Below are 17,751 nucleotides of genomic sequence, written 5' to 3'. Positions count from 1 at the left end.
CGTGTGACGCCTTTACGACAGGAAGAGGCGGTAAGCCGGGTTGGCGCTCTCTTCGACATACGGATAGCCGAGCGCCGCGAGGAAGCGTTCGAATTCGGCGCGATCGGCCTGCGGCACCTGCAGCCCGACGAGGATCGAGCTGTAATCCGCCCCCTGGTTACGGTAGTGGAACAGGCTGATGTTCCAGTCCGGCGCCATCGACGACAGGAACTTCATCAGCGCGCCCGGCCGTTCGGGGAATTCGAAGCGGAACAGGCGTTCGTCGAGCGCGAGCGGCGAGCGGCCGCCGACCATGTAGCGGATGTGTTCCTTCGACAGCTCGTCGTGCGTCAGGTCGACGCTGTTGAAGCCGTGCGACTCGAAGTTCGCGGCGATCTCCGCCGATTCGCCGCGGCGCTTGATCTGCACGCCGACGAAGATATGCGCGGACTGCGCATCGGCGATCCGGTAGTTGAACTCGGTGACGTTGCGATCGCCGACGAGCGAGCAGAAGCGCTTGAAGCTGCCGCGTTCCTCGGGGATCGTGACCGCGAACACGGCTTCGCGCGCCTCGCCGACCTCCGCGCGCTCGGCCACGAAGCGCATCCGGTCGAAGTTCATGTTCGCGCCGGACGTGACCGCGACGAGCGTCTGGTTTTCGATGCCTTCGCGTTCCGCATACAGCTTCGCACCGGCTACCGCGAGCGCGCCGGACGGCTCGAGCACGCTGCGCGTGTCCTGGAACACGTCCTTGATCGCCGCGCACAGCGCGTCGGTGTTGACCGTCACGACACCATCGAGGAATTCGCGGCACAGCCGGAAGGTCTCCTCGCCGACGAGCTTCACGGCCGTGCCGTCCGCGAACAGGCCGACTTCGCTCAGTTCGATGCGTTCGCCGGCGTCCAGCGACTGCGCCATCGCGCACGAATCCTCGGCCTGCACGCCAATGACCTTGATCTCCGGTCGCACTGCCTTCACGTACGCGGCGACGCCGGACGCGAGCCCGCCGCCGCCGATCGGCACGAAGATCGCGTGGATCGGCCCCTGATGCTGGCGCAGGATCTCCATCGCGATGGTGCCTTGGCCGGCGATCACGTACGGATCGTCGAACGGGTGGACGAACGTCAGGTCGCGCTCCTGCTGCACCTTGACCGCGTGCGCATACGCGTCGCTGTACGATTCGCCCGCCTGGATCACCTCGACGCTCGGGCCGCCGTGCGCACGCACCGCATCGACCTTCACCTGCGGCGTCGTGACCGGCACGACGATCACGGCCTTCACGCCCATCCGGGCCGCCGAGAACGCGACACCCTGCGCGTGATTGCCGGCCGACGCCGTGATCACGCCGCGCGCGAGCGCATCCGTCGGAATGTGCGCCATCTTGTTGTACGCGCCGCGCAGCTTGAACGAGAACACCGGCTGGTTGTCCTCGCGCTTCAGGTAAACGGCATTGCGCAGCCGGGCCGACAGGTTGCGGGCGGGTTCGAGTTCCGTCTCGATCGCGACGTCGTAGACGCGCGCGGTGAGGATTTTTTTCAGGTAATCGTGGGATGCCATGGGCGCTCGCGTGCAGTGCGGAAGCAGACGGTAAAGGATCAATGATAGCGCCAAGGGTCCGCCCGCACGCAAGCGGCATGCCGGGCGAACGGGCGCGAAGGCGTTTGGATCGGGCGTTCGCGGCGCGGAACGCCTCATTTTTACCGGCTTAACCGTATGGTTACCGACCGGACGGGCGGCGAATGATCGCACGAAACCGTGCCGAACCCCGCCCGGCGCGGCTGGCGGCGATAGCCCCACGACCTGTCCGGCGTGTCACGGGCGGCGCGATCATGGGTTAGAATTCCGTTTTGAATCAAGGATTCGGAAGATGCAGAGGCACCCTCGGATCGCACCGTTGAAGCCGACGCCGCGCGCAGCCAGCCCCGCGGCCGAACGGCATGCGCGCCGCGCGCGATCGTGCTGATCGTTCCGAGTGCCGCCAGGCCCTGTCGCCGGCCAGGAGGGGCGAGTCGCCCGCTCCGGCCCCATGAAGGACAGCCGCGCGCCTGGTAACAGAACAGATTTCCCCAAGATTGCGCCCACGCGCTTGCCGACGCCCGTGCACGGTGTATCGGCCCTCCGAGTCGTCCGAACATGAACGCACCACAAGTTTTCGATCCGCATGGCGCGGCCGCCGCCGTCGCCGCCGACCCCGCGCCCCGCTTGCGCGAGATTCCCTATAACTACACGTCCTTCTCGGATCGCGAGATCGTGATCCGCCTGCTCGGCGAAGAGGCGTGGTCGGTGCTCGACGAACTGCGTGCCGAACGCCGCACCGGCCGCTCGGCACGGATGCTGTACGAAGTGCTCGGCGACATCTGGGTCGTGCGCCGCAACCCGTACCTGCAGGACGACCTGCTCGACAACCCGAAGCGCCGCGCGCTGCTGATCGAGGCGCTGAACCACCGCCTGACGGAGATCGGCAAGCGCCGCAGCGCGGATCTCACCGAGCACCGCGACGAGGCGGGCCGTGAGCGCGCGTCGCGCGTCGAGATGCTCGAAACCGCCGCGCAGCGCGCGGTCGACGAGTTCGCCGACGAATTCGAGAAGATGGCCGACCTGCGCCGCCGTGCGACCAAGGCGCTCGGCCGTTGCACGGAGAAGGACAACATCCGCTTCGACGGGCTGTCGCGCGTGTCGCACGTGACCGACGCGACCGACTGGCGCGTCGAATACCCGTTCGTCGTGCTGACGCCCGACACCGAAGCCGAGATCGCGGCGCTGATCAAGGCGTGCTTCGAACTCGGCCTGACCGTGATCCCGCGCGGCGGCGGCACCGGCTACACGGGCGGCGCGGTGCCGCTCACGCCGTTCTCCGCCGTCATCAACACCGAAAAGCTCGAACAGCTCGGCGCGGTCGAGCTGACCGAGCTGCCCGGTGTTGCGCACAAGGTGCCGACGATCTTCTCCGGCGCGGGCGTCGTCACGCGCCGCGTGACGGAAGCGGCCGAGGCGGCCGGCTACGTGTTCGCGGTCGATCCAACGTCGCTCGACGCGTCGTGCATCGGCGGCAACGTCGCGATGAACGCGGGCGGCAAGAAGGCCGTGCTGTGGGGCACCGCGCTCGACAACCTGGCCTGGTGGCGGATGGTCGACCCGGACGGCAACTGGCTCGAAGTCACGCGCCACGAGCACAACCAGGGCAAGATCCATGACATCGCGGTCGCGCGCTTCGAGCTGAAGTGGTTCGACGGCGCGTATGCGCCGGGCGAGAAGCTGCTCAAGACCGAGATGCTCGAGATCGAGGGCCGCCGGTTCCGCAAGGAAGGGCTCGGCAAGGACGTGACCGACAAGTTCCTCGCCGGCCTGCCGGGCGTGCAGAAGGAAGGCTGCGACGGGCTCATCACGTCCGCGCGCTGGGTGCTGCACAAGATGCCCGCGCACACGCGCACCGTCTGCCTCGAATTCTTCGGCCAGGCGCGCGAGGCGATCCCCAGCATCGTCGAGATCAAGGACTACCTGTTCGAAACGTCGAAGCAGGGCGGCGCGATCCTCGCGGGTCTCGAGCACCTCGACGAGCGCTACCTGCGCGCGGTCGGCTACGCGACCAAGAGCAAGCGCAACGCGTTCCCGAAGATGGTGCTGATCGGTGACATCGTCGGCGACGACGCCGACGCGGTGGCACACGCGACCTCCGAAGTGATCCGGATGGCGAACGGCAAGAGCGGCGAAGGCTTCGTCGCGATCAGCGCGGAGGCGCGCAAGCGCTTCTGGCTCGACCGCAGCCGCACGGCCGCGATCGCGAAGCACACGAACGCGTTCAAGATCAACGAAGACGTCGTGATCCCGCTGAACCGGATGGGCGAGTACACCGACGGCATCGAGCGGATCAACATCGAACTGTCGCTGAAGAACAAGCTGCAGCTCGTCGACGCGCTCGAAGCGTTCTTCCGCGGCGGCAACCTGCCGCTCGGCAAGACCGACGACGCGAACGAGATCCCGAGCGCGGAACTGCTGGAAGACCGCGTGCAGCAGGCGCTGGAGTTGCTCAAGCGCGTGCGCGCACGCTGGGAATTCGTGCGCGACCGGCTCGACCAGCCGCTGCGCGAGGCGCAGCACTACCTGGTGCAGCTCGGCTACGAGGCGCTCGCCGAGAAGTTCGCGGATCGCGCGGACGAGCAGCCGGGCGCGACCGTGTTCCACATCACGCAGGACCGCACGGTCCGCATCTCGTGGAAGCAGGAGATCCGCGCGGAACTGCGCGCGATCTTCAACGGCGGCGCGTTCAAGCAGATCCTCGACGAAGCGCAGGCGATCCACAAGCGCGTGCTGCGCGGTCGCGTGTTCGTCGCGCTGCACATGCACGCGGGCGACGGCAACGTCCACACGAACATCCCGGTCAACTCCGACAACTACGAGATGCTGCAGGACGCGCACGCGTCGGTCGCACGCATCATGACGCTCGCGCGTTCGCTCGATGGCGTGATTTCCGGCGAACACGGAATCGGCATCACGAAGCTCGAGTTCCTGACCGAGGACGAGATCGCCGAATTCCGCGCGTACAAGCAGCGCGTCGACCCGAACGGCCGCTTCAACAAGGGCAAGCTGCTCGACGGCGCCGATCTGCGCAATGCCTATACGCCCAGCTTCGGGCTGATGGGCTACGAATCGCTGATCATGCAGCAGTCCGACATCGGCGCGATCGCCGATTCGGTGAAGGACTGCCTGCGCTGCGGCAAGTGCAAGCCGGTGTGCGCGACGCACGTGCCGCGCGCGAACCTGCTGTACAGCCCGCGCAACAAGATCCTCGCGACGTCGTTGCTGGTCGAGGCGTTCCTGTACGAGGAGCAGACGCGCCGCGGCGTGTCGATCAAGCACTGGGACGAGTTCAACGACGTGGCCGACCATTGCACGGTGTGCCACAAGTGCGCGACGCCGTGCCCGGTGAAGATCGACTTCGGCGACGTCACGATGAACATGCGCAACCTGTTGCGCAAGATGGGCAAGAAGAAGTTCAACGCCGGCAATGCGGCGGGCATGTTCTTCCTGAACGCGACCAACCCGCAGACGATCAACGTCGCGCGCACGGTGATGATGGGCGTCGGCTACAAGGTGCAGCGCTTCGCGAACGACATGCTGAAGAAGGTCGTGACGAAGCAGACGCAGCACCCGCCCGCGACGACCGGCAAGCCGCCCGTCGTCGAGCAGGTGATCCACTTCGTCAACAAGAAGATGCCGGGTAACCTGCCGAAGAAGACGGCGCGCGCGCTGCTCGACATCGAGGACAACAAGATCGTGCCGATCATCCGCAACCCGAAGTCGACGACCGTCGATTCGGAAGCGGTGTTCTACTTCCCGGGCTGCGGCTCCGAGCGCCTGTTCTCGCAGGTCGGCCTCGCGACGCAGGCGATGCTGTGGGAAGCCGGCGTGCAGACGGTGCTGCCGCCGGGCTACCTGTGCTGCGGCTATCCGCAGCGCGGCTCGGGCCAGTACGACAAGGCCGAGAAGATCGTCACCGACAACCGCGTGCTGTTCCACCGCGTCGCGAACACGCTGAACTACCTCGACATCAAGACGGTCGTGGTGTCGTGCGGCACCTGCTACGACCAGCTCGCGGGCTACGAATTCGACAAGATCTTCCCGGGCTGCCGGATCATCGACATCCACGAGTTCCTGCTCGAGAAGGGCATGAAGCTCGACGGCGTGTCGGGCACGCGCTACATGTATCACGACCCGTGCCACACGCCGATCAAGACGATCGACCCGGTGAAGCTCGTCAACGAGCTGATGGGCTCGGAAAAGGACGGCTACAAGATCGAGAAGAACGAGCGCTGCTGCGGTGAATCGGGCACGCTCGCGGTCACGCGCCCGGACATCTCGACGCAGGTCCGCTTCCGCAAGGAAGAGGAGATCCGCAAGGGCGCCGCGAAGCTGCGCGCGATTCCCGTGGTGGCCGGCGATGCGCCGGCGCCAGCCGCCGCCGCGGCGAACGGCCCGGACGTGAAGATCCTGACGAGCTGCCCGTCGTGCCTGCAGGGCCTGTCGCGCTACAGCGAGGATGCGAACCTCGAAGCCGACTACATCGTGGTCGAAATTGCGCGCCAGGTGCTCGGCGAGAACTGGATGGCCGATTATGTCGCACGTGCGAACAATGGCGGGATCGAGCGCGTGCTGGTCTAATGCGGGCATGACGACCGCCCGACCGGGCCAGGAATGAGCGGGCGCCGGGCAGGCAAGCCGGCGCCCGTCCACATGGGAGCGACGATGGAATGCGTGTTTTGCCGTGAAGACGGCGGCGAGCTGCTCTGGCAGGACGATGCGCTGCGCGTCGTGCTCGCGACGGGCGAGCACGACTACCCGGGCTTCTGCCGGGTGATCTGGGGTGCGCACGTCGCCGAGTTCTCCGATCTCGGCGAACCCGAGCGGGCACACCTGATGCGCGTGGTCTATGCGGTCGAGCGGGCCGTGCGCCGCGTGATGCAGCCGAACAAGGTGAATCTCGCGAGCCTCGGCAACATGGTGCCGCACGTGCACTGGCACGTGATCCCGCGCTTTTCCAACGACGCCCACTTCCCGCAGCCCGTCTGGGCGCCGCGCCAGCGCAGCGTGTCCGAGGCGCTGCTGCGCACGCGCGCCGCGCAGGCCTCGCTGCTGCACAATGCGGTGCGCGAGGAAATTCAACGCATGACCGATTCGAGGCAAGCATGAGCGGTTTGACTTCCACGACGCCGATTCCGTCCGGCGTCGTCGTGCACGCGGTGTCGCGCGTGCTCGAATTGCAGTACCCGAACGGCGAGAACTTCCGGATTCCGTTCGAGCTGATGCGCGTCTATTCGCCGTCGGCCGAGGTGCGCGGCCACGGGCCCGGCCAGGAAACGCTGCAGACCGGCAAGCGCGAAGTGACGATCACGGCGCTCGAGGGCGTCGGCAACTATGCGCTGCAGCCGACGTTCTCCGACGGCCATTCGACCGGCATCTACTCGTGGGATTTCCTGTACGAGCTGGCGACGCAGCAGGACGCGCTGTGGCGCGACTATTTCGACAAACTGAAGGCGGCGGGCGTCGAGCGCGACGCCCCGATGCAGGCGGCCTCCGCGTCGCACGGCCACTGCCACTGAAATCGACGGCGCCCGCTCGGCGCCGTCTTGCCATTTACTGAGGATCAACGCGATGAGCAAAACCCACTTCGGCTTCGAAAGCGTCGAGGAAAACGAAAAAGCGAAGAAAGTGGCGGGCGTGTTCCATTCGGTCGCGAGCAACTACGATCTGATGAACGACCTGATGTCGGCGGGCATGCACCGCGCGTGGAAGGCGTTCACGATCGCGCAGGCGAACGTGCGCCCCGGTTTCAAGGTGCTCGATATCGCGGCCGGCACCGGCGACCTGACGAAGTCGTTCAAGAAGGCGGCCGGCCCGACCGGCGAGGTCTGGCATACGGACATCAACGAGTCGATGCTGCGCGTCGGCCGCGACCGGCTGCTCGACAAGGGGATCGTGACGCCGTCGCTCTTGTGCGACGCCGAGAAAATCCCGTTCCCGGACAACTACTTCGATGTGGTCACGGTCGCGTTCGGCCTGCGCAACATGACGCACAAGGACGTCGCGCTGGCCGAGATGCGCCGCGTGACCAAACCCGGCGGCCGCGTGATGGTGCTGGAATTCTCGAAAGTCTGGGATCCGCTGAAAAAAGCGTACGATCTGTATTCTTTCAAAGTATTACCGTGGCTTGGCGACAAGTTCGCGAAAGATGCTGAAAGTTACAGGTATCTTGCGGAATCTATCCGGATGCACCCCGACCAGGACACGCTGAAGACGATGATGGAACAAGCGGGCCTCGATGCCGTCAAATATTACAATTTGTCAGGTGGCGTGGTAGCTTTACACATGGGCACCAAGTACTAAGGGGCTCTTTCCATACATTTGTCTTACATCCGGAGAAGCTGATGTCCGAAACGCGTTCGTTGTTCAACCGTAGCAAGCCGTCGAAGCCGTGGGCTCGACGGGTCGGCACGCTGCTGATGGTCGGCCTGCTCACGGCCGGCACGTTCGCATCGCTCGACGCTGAAGCCAAGCGCATGGGCGGCGGGCGCAGCATCGGCCGGCAGAATTCCACCGTCACGCAGCGCCAGGCCACGCCGCCCGCGCAGCAGCCGATGCAGCAGGCCGCGCCGTCGCAGGCGCAGCGTGCGAACCCGGCCGCGCCCGCGCCGGCCGCGCAGCCCAACCGCTCGCGCTGGCTCGGGCCGATCGCCGGCCTCGCGGCCGGTCTCGGCATCGCGGCGCTGCTGTCGCACTTCGGCCTCGGCGGCGCGTTCGCGAGCATGATGGCGAATGTCATCGTGATCGCACTGCTCGCGATGGTCGGCATCTGGCTGGTCCGCAAGTTCATGAACCGCCGTCGCCCGCAGGAGCCGGCGTACTCGGTCGGTGGTTCGGCATCGTCGTCGGGCGGCTACTCGCAGAGCCCGTCGTTCCAGCAAGGCAACGCAGGCAGCAACTACGCCGGCAGCGGCAGCAGCTATGCGAACGAAGCGCAGGGCGTGTTCGGCGGCGGCGCGGCGGCAGCCGGCGCGGCAGCGGCTGCGGCGGCACCGCTGCAGGTGCCGGCCGGCTTCGACACCGAGGCGTTCCTGCGCAGCGCGAAGGTCTACTTCGTGCGCCTGCAGGCGGCATGGGACCAGGGCAACCTGGCCGACATCCGCGAATTCACGACGCCCGAAATGTTCGCCGAGATCAAGATCGACCTCGATTCGCGCGGCAACGAGGCGAACCAGACCGACGTCGTGCAGCTCGACGCGGAACTGGTCGCCATCGAGGATCGCGGCATCGAGCAGTCGGCGAGCGTGCGCTTCCATGGCCTGATCCGCGAATCGGCGAGCGCGTCGGCCGCACCGTTCGACGAGGTGTGGAACCTGTCGAAGTCGGGCAGCCAGGGCTGGTTGCTCGCGGGTATCCAGCAGATCAACACGCACTGAGCGTGCCCGGCGGCCCGCGCCGCCGGCACCCGGGCGACGGCCGCCGCACTGCGACCGCTTGCCGCCCGGGTGTACGGTCAGGCACGGTCTGCCGACGATCCGACGTTACAATAGAAACCCGCGTGGGCGCCCGGCCTGCGCGGGTTTTTTCTTTCCCAGCCCGATGACCTTTGCCGCCAAGCCTTTTGCTGCTGCCGTCAATCACCTGCTCGCGCGCGAATCATGGGCGCGCGACCGCCTGATTCCCTATGCGGGCAAGACTGCTCGCATCGACGTGCCTCCCGTCACGCTCACGCTGCTGGTGCAGCCCGACGGCTATCTGTCGGCCGTCGACGCGCATGATGCGCAGCAGGTCGACGTGTCGATCGCGCTCGCGGGCGATACCGTCGCCGCGTTCCTGCAGGGCGGCCAGGCGGCCGTGATGAAGCACGTGAAGATCGAGGGCGACGCGGAGTTCGCGACGCAGATCGCGAAGCTGGCCGAGCATCTGCGCTGGGAACCTGAAGAAGATCTCGCGAAGCTGGTCGGCGACGCGGCGGCATACCGGATCGCGACGGTCGTGCGCGACGCCGGCGCCCGCGCGCGACGCACCGGCCGCAACGTGCTCGATTCCGTCGCCGAATACTGGCTCGACGAGAACCCGCAAGTCGTCCGGCGCGCGTCGCTCGGCGGCTTCGGCGCCGAACTGGCGCGCGCACGCGATGCGCTCGCGCGGGTCGAAAAGCGGGTCGAGCGACTCGAACAAAAAATCGGCGCGCGCACGGGCCCAGGCCCGCGCGGCGCGCACTGAGGGCCGCAGGGCATGCGCATTTTCCGTTTCATCAAGATTGTCTACACCGTCATCCGCTTTGGTCTCGACGAAGTGATGCTGTCCCGGATCGACGACCGGCGCGTGAAGCTGCTGCTGCGGATCACGACGATCGGCCGCCGCTATTCCGATCCGCCCGCCGTGCGGCTGCGTCACGCGCTCGAAAGCCTCGGCCCGATTTTCGTGAAGTTCGGCCAGGTGCTGTCGACGCGCCGCGACCTGCTGTCGGTCGATTTCGCGAACGAACTCGCGAAGCTGCAGGACCAGGTGCCTCCGTTCGATTCGGCCGTCGCGATCTCGATCATCGAGAAGTCGCTCGGGGCGCCGGTCGACGAGCTGTTCGATGAATTCGAGCGCGAGCCGATCGCGAGCGCGTCGATCGCGCAGGTGCATTTCGCGAAGCTGAAGCAGGGCGTACACGCGGGCAAGGCCGTTGCGGTGAAGGTGCTGCGCCCGAACATGCTGTCCGTGATCGACTCGGATCTCGCGCTGATGCGCGACATCGCCATCTGGACGGAGCGCATGTGGGCCGACGGCCGCCGCCTGAAGCCGCGCGAGGTCGTCGCCGAGTTCGACAAGTACCTGCACGACGAGCTCGACCTGATGCGCGAGGCCGCGAACGGCAGCCAGCTGCGCCGCAACTTCGCGGGCCTCGATCTGCTGCTCGTGCCCGAGATGTTCTGGGATTTCTCGACGTCGCAGGTGCTCGTGATGGAGCGGATGACGGGCGTGCCGATCAGCCAGGTCGAGACGCTGCGCTCGGCCGGCGTCGACATCAAGAAGCTTGCGCGCGAAGGTGTCGAGATCTTCTTCACGCAGGTGTTCCGCGATGGCTTCTTCCATGCGGACATGCACCCCGGCAACATCCAGGTGAGCCTCGACCCCAGCACGTTCGGGCGCTATATCGCGCTCGATTTCGGGATCGTCGGCGCGCTGTCCGATTTCGACAAGAACTACCTCGCGCAGAACTTCCTCGCGTTCTTCAAGCGCGACTACCACCGCGTCGCGACGCTGCACCTCGAATCGGGCTGGGTGCCGCCCGAGACGCGCGTCGAGGAACTCGAAAGCGCGATTCGCGCGGTGTGCGAGCCGTATTTCGACCGCGCGCTGAAGGACATCTCGCTCGGCCAGGTGCTGATGCGCCTGTTCTCGACGTCGCGCCGCTTCAACGTCGAGATTCAGCCGCAGCTCGTGCTGCTGCAGAAGACGATGCTGAACGTCGAGGGGCTTGGCCGTTCGCTCGACCCCGAACTCGACCTGTGGAAGACCGCGAAGCCGTATCTCGAGCGCTGGATGACCGAGCAGATCGGCCTGCGCGGCTGGTACGAGCGCTTCAAGGTCGAGGCGCCGCAATGGAGCAAGACGCTGCCGCAACTGCCGCGCCTGATCCATCACGCGATGGCCGCGCGCCATGACGCGCCGCGCGCCGCGAGCGAGGACCTGATGCGCCAGATCCTCGTCGAGCAGAAGCGTACGAACCGGCTGATGCAGGCGCTGCTGATCTTCGGCCTGTCGGTCGGTGTCGGGGCGCTCGTGGCACGCGTGCTGATCGCGCTCGCGTACGGCGCCTGACCGAAAGGAGCATGGCGATGCCCGATCCGAAGCACCCGGCCGCACCGACGGCCGCCGATTTCGCGACGCGCGACCCCGGCAATGCGTCGTTCTGGGACGAGCGCTTCGAGCGCGGCGTGACGCCGTGGGAATTCGGCGGCGTGCCCGACGGCTTTCGCGGGTTCGCGCACCGGCTCGAGCCGTGCACGGTGCTGATTCCCGGCTGCGGCAGTGCGCAGGAGGCCGGGTGGCTCGCGCAGGCCGGCTGGCCCGTGCGCGCGATCGATTTCGCCGCGCAGGCGGTGGCTGCCGCGAAGGCGCAGCTCGGTACGCATGCGGACGTCGTCGAGCAGGCCGATTTCTTTACTTACCGGCCGCCGTTCGACGTGCAGTGGGTGTACGAGCGCGCGTTCCTGTGCGCGCTGCCGCCGGCCATGCGCGCAGGCTACGCGGCACGGATGGCCGAGCTGCTGCCCGCGGACGGATTGCTGGCCGGCTATTTCTTCGTGACGGCGAAACCGAAGGGGCCGCCGTTCGGAATCGAGCGTGCGGAACTCGACGCGCTGCTCGCGCCGCACTTCGAATTGATCGAGGATTTGCCCGTGACCGATTCGCTGGCCGTGTTCGAAGGACACGAGCGCTGGCTCACGTGGCGCCGCCGCTGATGCCCGGGCATCGCGGCGATTGCCGGAGCGCGCCGGGGTTTCGGCTATAATTCAAGGTTTTGCAAGCCGTTTCCAGTTTCTGCGGGAAAAATATCATGCCGATCTACGCCTATCGATGCGAAGCGTGCGGTTTCGCGAAGGACGTGCTCCAGAAGATGAGCGACGCGCCGCTGTCGCAATGCCCTGAATGCGGGAAGGATGCTTTTCGCAAGCAGGTGACCGCCGCCGGTTTCCAGCTGAAGGGCTCGGGGTGGTATGTCACCGATTTCCGCGGCGGCTCGGGCGGCACCAGCGCACCGGCGACGGCGTCGGGCGACGCGGCGCCGGCCGCACCGGCGGAAGCCGCGCCCGCTGCAGCCGCACCGGCGGCGGCAAGCCCTTCCGCCAGCACGACGACGAGCGCAGCGCCGGCACCGGCCGCCACGCCCGCCGCCAGCAGTTGACCGTCGCGGCCCGGCCGGGCCGCGACCAACCCGCGCTTCCAGCGCGGTTCATTGACGGCAGATGATGAAAAAGACGACCCTGAAAACGGTGTTCCTGACCGGCTTGCTGGTTCTCGTCCCGCTCGCGATCACGCTGTGGGTGCTCGGCCTCATCATCGGCACGATGGACCAGACGCTGCTCCTGCTGCCCGAATCGTGGCAGCCCGAGCGGATGCTCGGCTTCCATCTGCCGGGGATCGGCGCGGTGCTGACGCTCGCGTTCATCTTCGTCGTCGGGCTGGCCACGCAGAACTTCATCGGCCAGAAGCTCGTCACGTGGTGGAACGCGGTCGTGCGTCACATCCCGGTCGTCGGGCCGATCTACACGAGCGTCAAGCAGGTGTCGGACACGCTGCTGTCGAGCAGCGGCAACGCGTTCCGCAAGGCGCTGCTGATCGAATACCCGCGCCGCGGCTCGTATACGATCGCGTTTCTGACCGGTACGCCCGGCGGCGACGTGGTCAACCATCTGACGGAAGAGTACGTGAGCGTGTACGTGCCGACGACGCCGAACCCGACGTCGGGCTTCTTCCTGATGCTGCCCAAGAGCGAAGTCATCGAACTCGACATGTCGGTCGATGCCGCGCTCAAGTACATCGTCTCGATGGGCGTCGTGGCGCCTCCGGCGCCGGCTCCGGCGCCCGCCCGCCGCCCCGTCGAGCCGCCGCTGTAAGTAAAGAATCATCGCCCGGGCCGCGCGTTGCGGCGCCCGTTGATCAAACCGAACGAAAGCAAACATCATGTCGATGCGTACTGAATACTGCGGTCTCGTGACCGAACACCTGCTGGGCCAAACCGTGTCGCTGTGCGGCTGGGTGCAGCGCCGCCGCGATCACGGCGGTGTGATCTTCATCGACCTGCGCGATCGTGAAGGCCTCGTGCAGGTGGTGTGCGACCCGGATCGCGCGGAGATGTTCGCGACCGCCGAAGGCGTGCGCAACGAGTTCTGCGTGCAGATCAAGGGCCTCGTGCGCAACCGTCCGGAAGGCACGGTCAACGCCGGCCTGAAGAGCGGCAAGATCGAAGTGCTGTGCCACGAACTGAACGTGCTGAACGCCTCGGTCACGCCGCCGTTCCAGCTCGACGACGACAACCTGTCGGAAACGACGCGCCTCACGCACCGCGTGCTCGACCTGCGCCGCCCGCAGATGCAGCACAACCTGCGCCTGCGCTACCGCGTCGCGATCGAGGCACGCAAGTACCTCGACGAGCAGGGCTTCATCGACATCGAAACGCCGATGCTGACGAAGAGCACGCCGGAAGGCGCGCGCGACTATCTCGTGCCGTCGCGCGTGAACGCGGGCCAGTTCTTCGCGCTGCCGCAGTCGCCGCAGCTGTTCAAGCAGCTGCTGATGGTCGCGAACTTCGACCGTTACTACCAGATCACCAAGTGCTTCCGCGACGAAGACCTCCGCGCCGACCGCCAGCCGGAATTCACGCAGATCGACTGCGAAACGTCGTTCCTCGGCGAGCAGGAAATCCGTGACCTGTTCGAAGACATGATCCGTCACATCTTCAAGACGACGATCGACGTCGAGCTCGACGCCAAATTCCCGGTGATGCCGTACTCGGAAGCGATGGCGCGTTTCGGTTCGGACAAGCCGGACCTGCGCGTGCAGCTCGAATTCACCGAGCTGACCGACGCGATGAAGGACGTCGACTTCAAGGTGTTCAGCACGCCGGCCAACGCGAAGGACGGCCGTGTCGCGGCGCTGCGCGTGCCGAAGGGCAGCGAACTGTCGCGCGGCGACATCGACGGCTACACGGAATTCGTGCGCATCTACGGCGCGAAGGGCCTCGCCTGGATCAAGGTCAACGAGAAGGCGAAGGGCCGCGACGGCCTGCAAAGCCCGATCGTCAAGAACCTGCACGACGCATCGATCGCGGCGATCCTCGAGCGCACCGGCGCTGAAGACGGCGACATCATCTTCTTCGCGGCCGACCGCGCGAAGGTCGTCAACGACAGCCTCGGCGCACTGCGCCTGAAGATCGGCCATTCGGAATTCGGCAAGGCGAACGGCCTCGTCCAGGCCGGCTGGAAGCCGCTGTGGGTCGTCGACTTCCCGATGTTCGAATACGACGACGAAGATGCGCGCTACGTGGCTGCGCACCACCCGTTCACGAGCCCGAAGGACGAGCACCTCGAGTACCTCGAGACCGACCCGGGCCGCTGCCTCGCGAAGGCATACGACATGGTGCTGAACGGCTGGGAAATCGGCGGTGGCTCGGTGCGTATCCACCGCGAGGAAGTGCAGAGCAAGGTGTTCCGCGCGCTGAAGATCGGCGCGGAAGAAGCGCAGCTGAAGTTCGGCTTCCTGCTGGACGCGCTGCAGTACGGCGCGCCGCCGCACGGCGGTATCGCATTCGGTCTCGACCGCATCGTCACGATGATGGCCGGCGCCGATTCGATCCGCGACGTGATCGCGTTCCCGAAGACGCAGCGTGCGCAGGATCTGCTCACGCAAGCGCCGAGCCCGGTCGACGAGCGTCAGCTGCGCGAACTGCACATCCGTCTGCGTCAGCCGGAACAGCCGAAGGCGTAACGCGTTCGACACCCGGTCGTGTGTGCGGTCGCGCGCATACGACACCTACGAAAAAGGCGCAGCGATGCGCCTTTTTCATTTTTTGCGGTACAGTCGCAGCACTTGCCGCGCGTTCGGGGCACATGTCCGACGCACGGCCCTGTGCCGCATGAAACAACGATGACGAAGCCGCCGAAAATCCCCGAATCCGTTCTTGTCGTGATCTACACGCCCGACCTCGATGTGCTCGTGATCAAGCGTGCCGACCAGCCCGATTTTTGGCAATCGGTCACAGGCTCGAAAGACGCGCTCGACGAGCCGCTCGCCGTGACGGCCGCGCGCGAAGTGGCCGAGGAAACCGGCATCGCCGTCGGCACGCCCGACGTGCCGGCCAGCGCGCTCGTCGACTGGCGCCACCGGATCGAATACGCGATCTATCCGCAATACCTGCACCGCTATGCACCGGGCGTCACGCGCAACGTCGAGCACTGGTTTGGCCTGTGCGTGCCGCGTCGCGTCGACGTGACGCTGTCGCCGCGCGAGCACGTCGACCATGCGTGGCTGCCGTTCCGCGAGGCGGCCGCGCGCTGCTTCTCGCCGTCGAACGCGGAGGCGATCCTGCAACTGCCCGCGCGCGTGGCCCTGTCGCGCGCGCCGCACGGCTCGTCCGCATGACGGCGGAGGCCCGCAAGCGCTTCGCGCAATTGCGGCAGATGTTCCTGCAGGAACGCGGTTCCGCATCGCGGCTCGCGTTCACGGCCGGCAATACGGTGCGGCTGTGCGAAACCGGCGGCGCATTCTTCCAGGCGCTGATCGAGCGGATCGACGCCGCCCGCGAGCAGGTGATGCTCGAAACCTACATCTTCTGCGACGACGCGGCGGGTCGCCCGGTGTCGGACGCGCTGATCCGTGCGGCGCAGCGTGGCGTGCGCGTGCGCGTGATTACCGACGGCATCGGCACCGCGCGCCTGCCGCTGTTCGACACCTGGGCCGAGGCCGGCGTCGAGCACTGCATCTACAACCGCTTCCTGTTCGGCCGCTTCGGCTTCTCGCGCACGCACCGCAAGCTCGCGGTGATCGATCACGCGGCCGCGTTCTGCGGCGGCATCAACATCGTCGACGACTACGCGCAGAACGGCACGACGCTGCCGTTTCCGCGCTGGGATTTCGCGGTCGAGATGGCCGGGCCCGCGGTGTCCGACGTGCGCGCCGCGTTCGAGCTGCAGTGGCACCGGATCCAGTTCGGCCACAAGCCGTATGCGCAGTACGCGGCCGGGCTGCACGGCGGCGAAGCGTTCCCCGACATGTTCCGGCGCTGGATGCGCAGCCACCGGTGGATCAAGGCCGGTGCGCTCAGGGTCGTGACGGAGCCGAGCGTCGCGTTCGTCGCGCGCGACAACGTCGTGAACCGCCGCGCGATCGAGAAGGCCTATCTCGCCGCGATCGGCCAGGCGCGCCAGCGGATCCTGCTCGCGAATCCGTACTTCATGCCGGGCCGCAAGCTGCGCCGTGCGCTGACGGGCGCGGCACGGCGCGGCGTCGACGTGCGGATCCTGATCGGCCGCAAGGAGTTCGCGGCGCTCGACACGGCCGTGCCGTTCCTCTATCACGCGCTGCTGCGCGCGGGCGTGCGCGTCGCCGAATACGACAGGACGATGCTGCACGGCAAGGTTGCGGTGATCGACGACAACTGGGCGACGGTCGGCTCGTCGAACCTGGACGCGCTGAGCCTGATGCTGAACAATGAAGCGAACGTCGTGCTGGTGCGCTACGATGCAGTCACGAACGAACTGCGCGACGCGATCGCGTCTGCGTTCGCCGACGGCCGGGAAATCGACCCCGCGCGCTTCGCCGCGCGTCCGCGCGTCGAGCGGCTGCTGAACTGGCTTGCGTACACCACGTATCGTCTCGTGATGAAGGCGCTGACGGTCGGCGGTTACGACTGACACAGACTCAGCATTCGCTTCAAAATATCTGTCCGCACGTTCGTGCGGAAAAGCCGCTCCGGTCCCGCCGGAATCGCGCAAAATAGCGGCTCGGTTAGACACCGGTTTCTAATAATTTCCTTGTTTCGCGAGCGGCCGCACTCAATAATAGTACGGCCGTTCGATTTTATTCGAACCCCCGAACGGTTACAGAAATAGCTATGCGAAAAGGCGAACAGACGCGTGCCGCGATACTTGAAGCTGCTTTGGACCTCGCCAGCCGTGACGGGCTGGAGGGGCTGACGATTGGCCTGCTGGCCGAGCGCATGCAGATGAGCAAGAGCGGTGTGTTCGCGCACTTCGGATCGCGTGAAGACCTGCAGGTCGAGGTCGTCCGCGAGTATCACCATCGTTTCGAAAACGAGGTGTTCTTTCCGAGCCTGCGCGAACCGCGAGGCTTGCCGCGCCTTCGGGCGATGCTGGCCCGCTGGACGGAGAAGCGCATCCAGGAGGTGACGACGGGATGCATCTACATCAGCGGTGCGGTCGAGTACGACGATCGGCCTGACAGCCCCGTGCGCGAGCAGTTGATCGCGAGCGTGACGGCCTGGCGTGCCGCGATGCTGCGTGCCATTTCGCAGGCGAAGGAAGAAGGCCATCTGCGTGCGGATACCGATCCGGACCTGATGCTCTTCGAGTTGTACAGCTTCACGCTCGGCCTGCATCACGACGCACGCTTCCTGCATTCGCCGGACGCCGTGCGCCTCACGTGGGCCGCGCTGGAAAAGACGATTGTTTCGTATCAGAGCGAGAGCCGTTAGCGGCGCGTGACCCGCCCGCCAGGAGCTCGAGCCGTTTTGCCCAC

Annotated in this window: 15 protein-coding genes; 14 read left to right on the top strand and 1 reads right to left on the bottom strand. The window is 66.3% G+C overall.

The genetic code is table 11. The features are described 5' to 3' along the window. Positions 1 to 12: 12 nt before the first annotated feature. On the bottom strand, positions 13 to 1,536 hold the full coding sequence (ilvA, locus tag AC5LXX_RS14105; RefSeq protein WP_126363296.1) for a threonine ammonia-lyase, biosynthetic: 1,524 nt from the start codon (positions 1,534 to 1,536) through the stop codon (positions 13 to 15). A 576-nt stretch (positions 1,537 to 2,112) separates the two neighbouring features. Here ilvA and AC5LXX_RS14100 point away from each other — a divergent pair. From AC5LXX_RS14100 to AC5LXX_RS14035, 14 genes are all read left to right on the top strand, one after another. Continuing rightward, positions 2,113 to 6,138, top strand: coding sequence for a DUF3683 domain-containing protein (locus AC5LXX_RS14100; RefSeq protein ID WP_493409835.1), 4,026 nt, complete (start codon positions 2,113 to 2,115; stop codon positions 6,136 to 6,138). A gap of 84 nt (positions 6,139 to 6,222) precedes the next feature. Beyond that, on the top strand, positions 6,223 to 6,666 hold the full coding sequence (locus tag AC5LXX_RS14095) for an HIT family protein (RefSeq protein WP_124453577.1): 444 nt from the start codon (positions 6,223 to 6,225) through the stop codon (positions 6,664 to 6,666). Further along, a complete protein-coding gene (locus AC5LXX_RS14090; protein WP_493409834.1) occupies positions 6,663 to 7,076 on the top strand; it encodes a gamma-butyrobetaine hydroxylase family protein in 414 nt (137 codons plus the stop codon). The genes AC5LXX_RS14095 and AC5LXX_RS14090 overlap by 4 nt, the downstream gene beginning before the upstream one ends. 52 nt (positions 7,077 to 7,128) lie before the next feature. Further along, positions 7,129 to 7,860, top strand: a complete 732-nt coding sequence (ubiE, locus tag AC5LXX_RS14085; protein ID WP_124453581.1) for a bifunctional demethylmenaquinone methyltransferase/2-methoxy-6-polyprenyl-1,4-benzoquinol methylase UbiE — start codon at positions 7,129 to 7,131, stop codon at positions 7,858 to 7,860. Between the two features lie 41 nt (positions 7,861 to 7,901). Next, a complete protein-coding gene (locus AC5LXX_RS14080; RefSeq protein ID WP_124453583.1) occupies positions 7,902 to 8,933 on the top strand; it encodes a Tim44 domain-containing protein in 1,032 nt (343 codons plus the stop codon). 163 nt (positions 8,934 to 9,096) lie between these two features. Beyond that, positions 9,097 to 9,723 (top strand): ubiquinone biosynthesis accessory factor UbiJ, encoded by a 627-nt coding sequence (locus AC5LXX_RS14075; RefSeq protein ID WP_493409833.1) that lies wholly within the window; start codon positions 9,097 to 9,099, stop codon positions 9,721 to 9,723. Between the two features lie 12 nt (positions 9,724 to 9,735). Next, positions 9,736 to 11,313, top strand: coding sequence for a ubiquinone biosynthesis regulatory protein kinase UbiB (gene ubiB, locus AC5LXX_RS14070; protein WP_493409832.1), 1,578 nt, complete (start codon positions 9,736 to 9,738; stop codon positions 11,311 to 11,313). 17 nt (positions 11,314 to 11,330) lie between these two features. Then, positions 11,331 to 11,957 (top strand): class I SAM-dependent methyltransferase, encoded by a 627-nt coding sequence (locus AC5LXX_RS14065; protein WP_493409831.1) that lies wholly within the window; start codon positions 11,331 to 11,333, stop codon positions 11,955 to 11,957. A 95-nt stretch (positions 11,958 to 12,052) separates the two neighbouring features. Next, positions 12,053 to 12,400 carry an FmdB family zinc ribbon protein gene (locus tag AC5LXX_RS14060; RefSeq protein ID WP_493409830.1) on the top strand — a complete coding sequence of 116 codons (348 nt, stop codon included), beginning with the start codon at positions 12,053 to 12,055 and terminating at the stop codon, positions 12,398 to 12,400. A 61-nt stretch (positions 12,401 to 12,461) separates the two neighbouring features. Continuing rightward, positions 12,462 to 13,112, top strand: coding sequence for a DUF502 domain-containing protein (locus AC5LXX_RS14055; RefSeq protein ID WP_059465763.1), 651 nt, complete (start codon positions 12,462 to 12,464; stop codon positions 13,110 to 13,112). Between the two features lie 67 nt (positions 13,113 to 13,179). Beyond that, positions 13,180 to 14,982: an aspartate--tRNA ligase gene (aspS, locus tag AC5LXX_RS14050; RefSeq protein WP_014896081.1), complete on the top strand. Its 1,803-nt coding sequence runs from the start codon at positions 13,180 to 13,182 to the stop codon at positions 14,980 to 14,982. Between the two features lie 159 nt (positions 14,983 to 15,141). Next, entirely contained in the window at positions 15,142 to 15,636 is a 495-nt protein-coding gene (nudB, locus tag AC5LXX_RS14045) for a dihydroneopterin triphosphate diphosphatase (protein WP_493401547.1), read from the top strand. Next, positions 15,633 to 16,907: a cardiolipin synthase ClsB gene (gene clsB, locus AC5LXX_RS14040; RefSeq protein WP_493409829.1), complete on the top strand. Its 1,275-nt coding sequence runs from the start codon at positions 15,633 to 15,635 to the stop codon at positions 16,905 to 16,907. The genes nudB and clsB overlap by 4 nt, the downstream gene beginning before the upstream one ends. A 200-nt stretch (positions 16,908 to 17,107) precedes the next feature. Beyond that, positions 17,108 to 17,707, top strand: coding sequence for a TetR/AcrR family transcriptional regulator (locus AC5LXX_RS14035; RefSeq protein WP_006751498.1), 600 nt, complete (start codon positions 17,108 to 17,110; stop codon positions 17,705 to 17,707). The last annotated feature ends 44 nt before the right edge of the window (positions 17,708 to 17,751 follow it).

Source organism: Burkholderia torrens (assembly GCF_984668525.1).
Note: the sequence above shows the minus strand (reverse complement) of the source record. Positions and strands in the feature narration are given on the sequence as shown.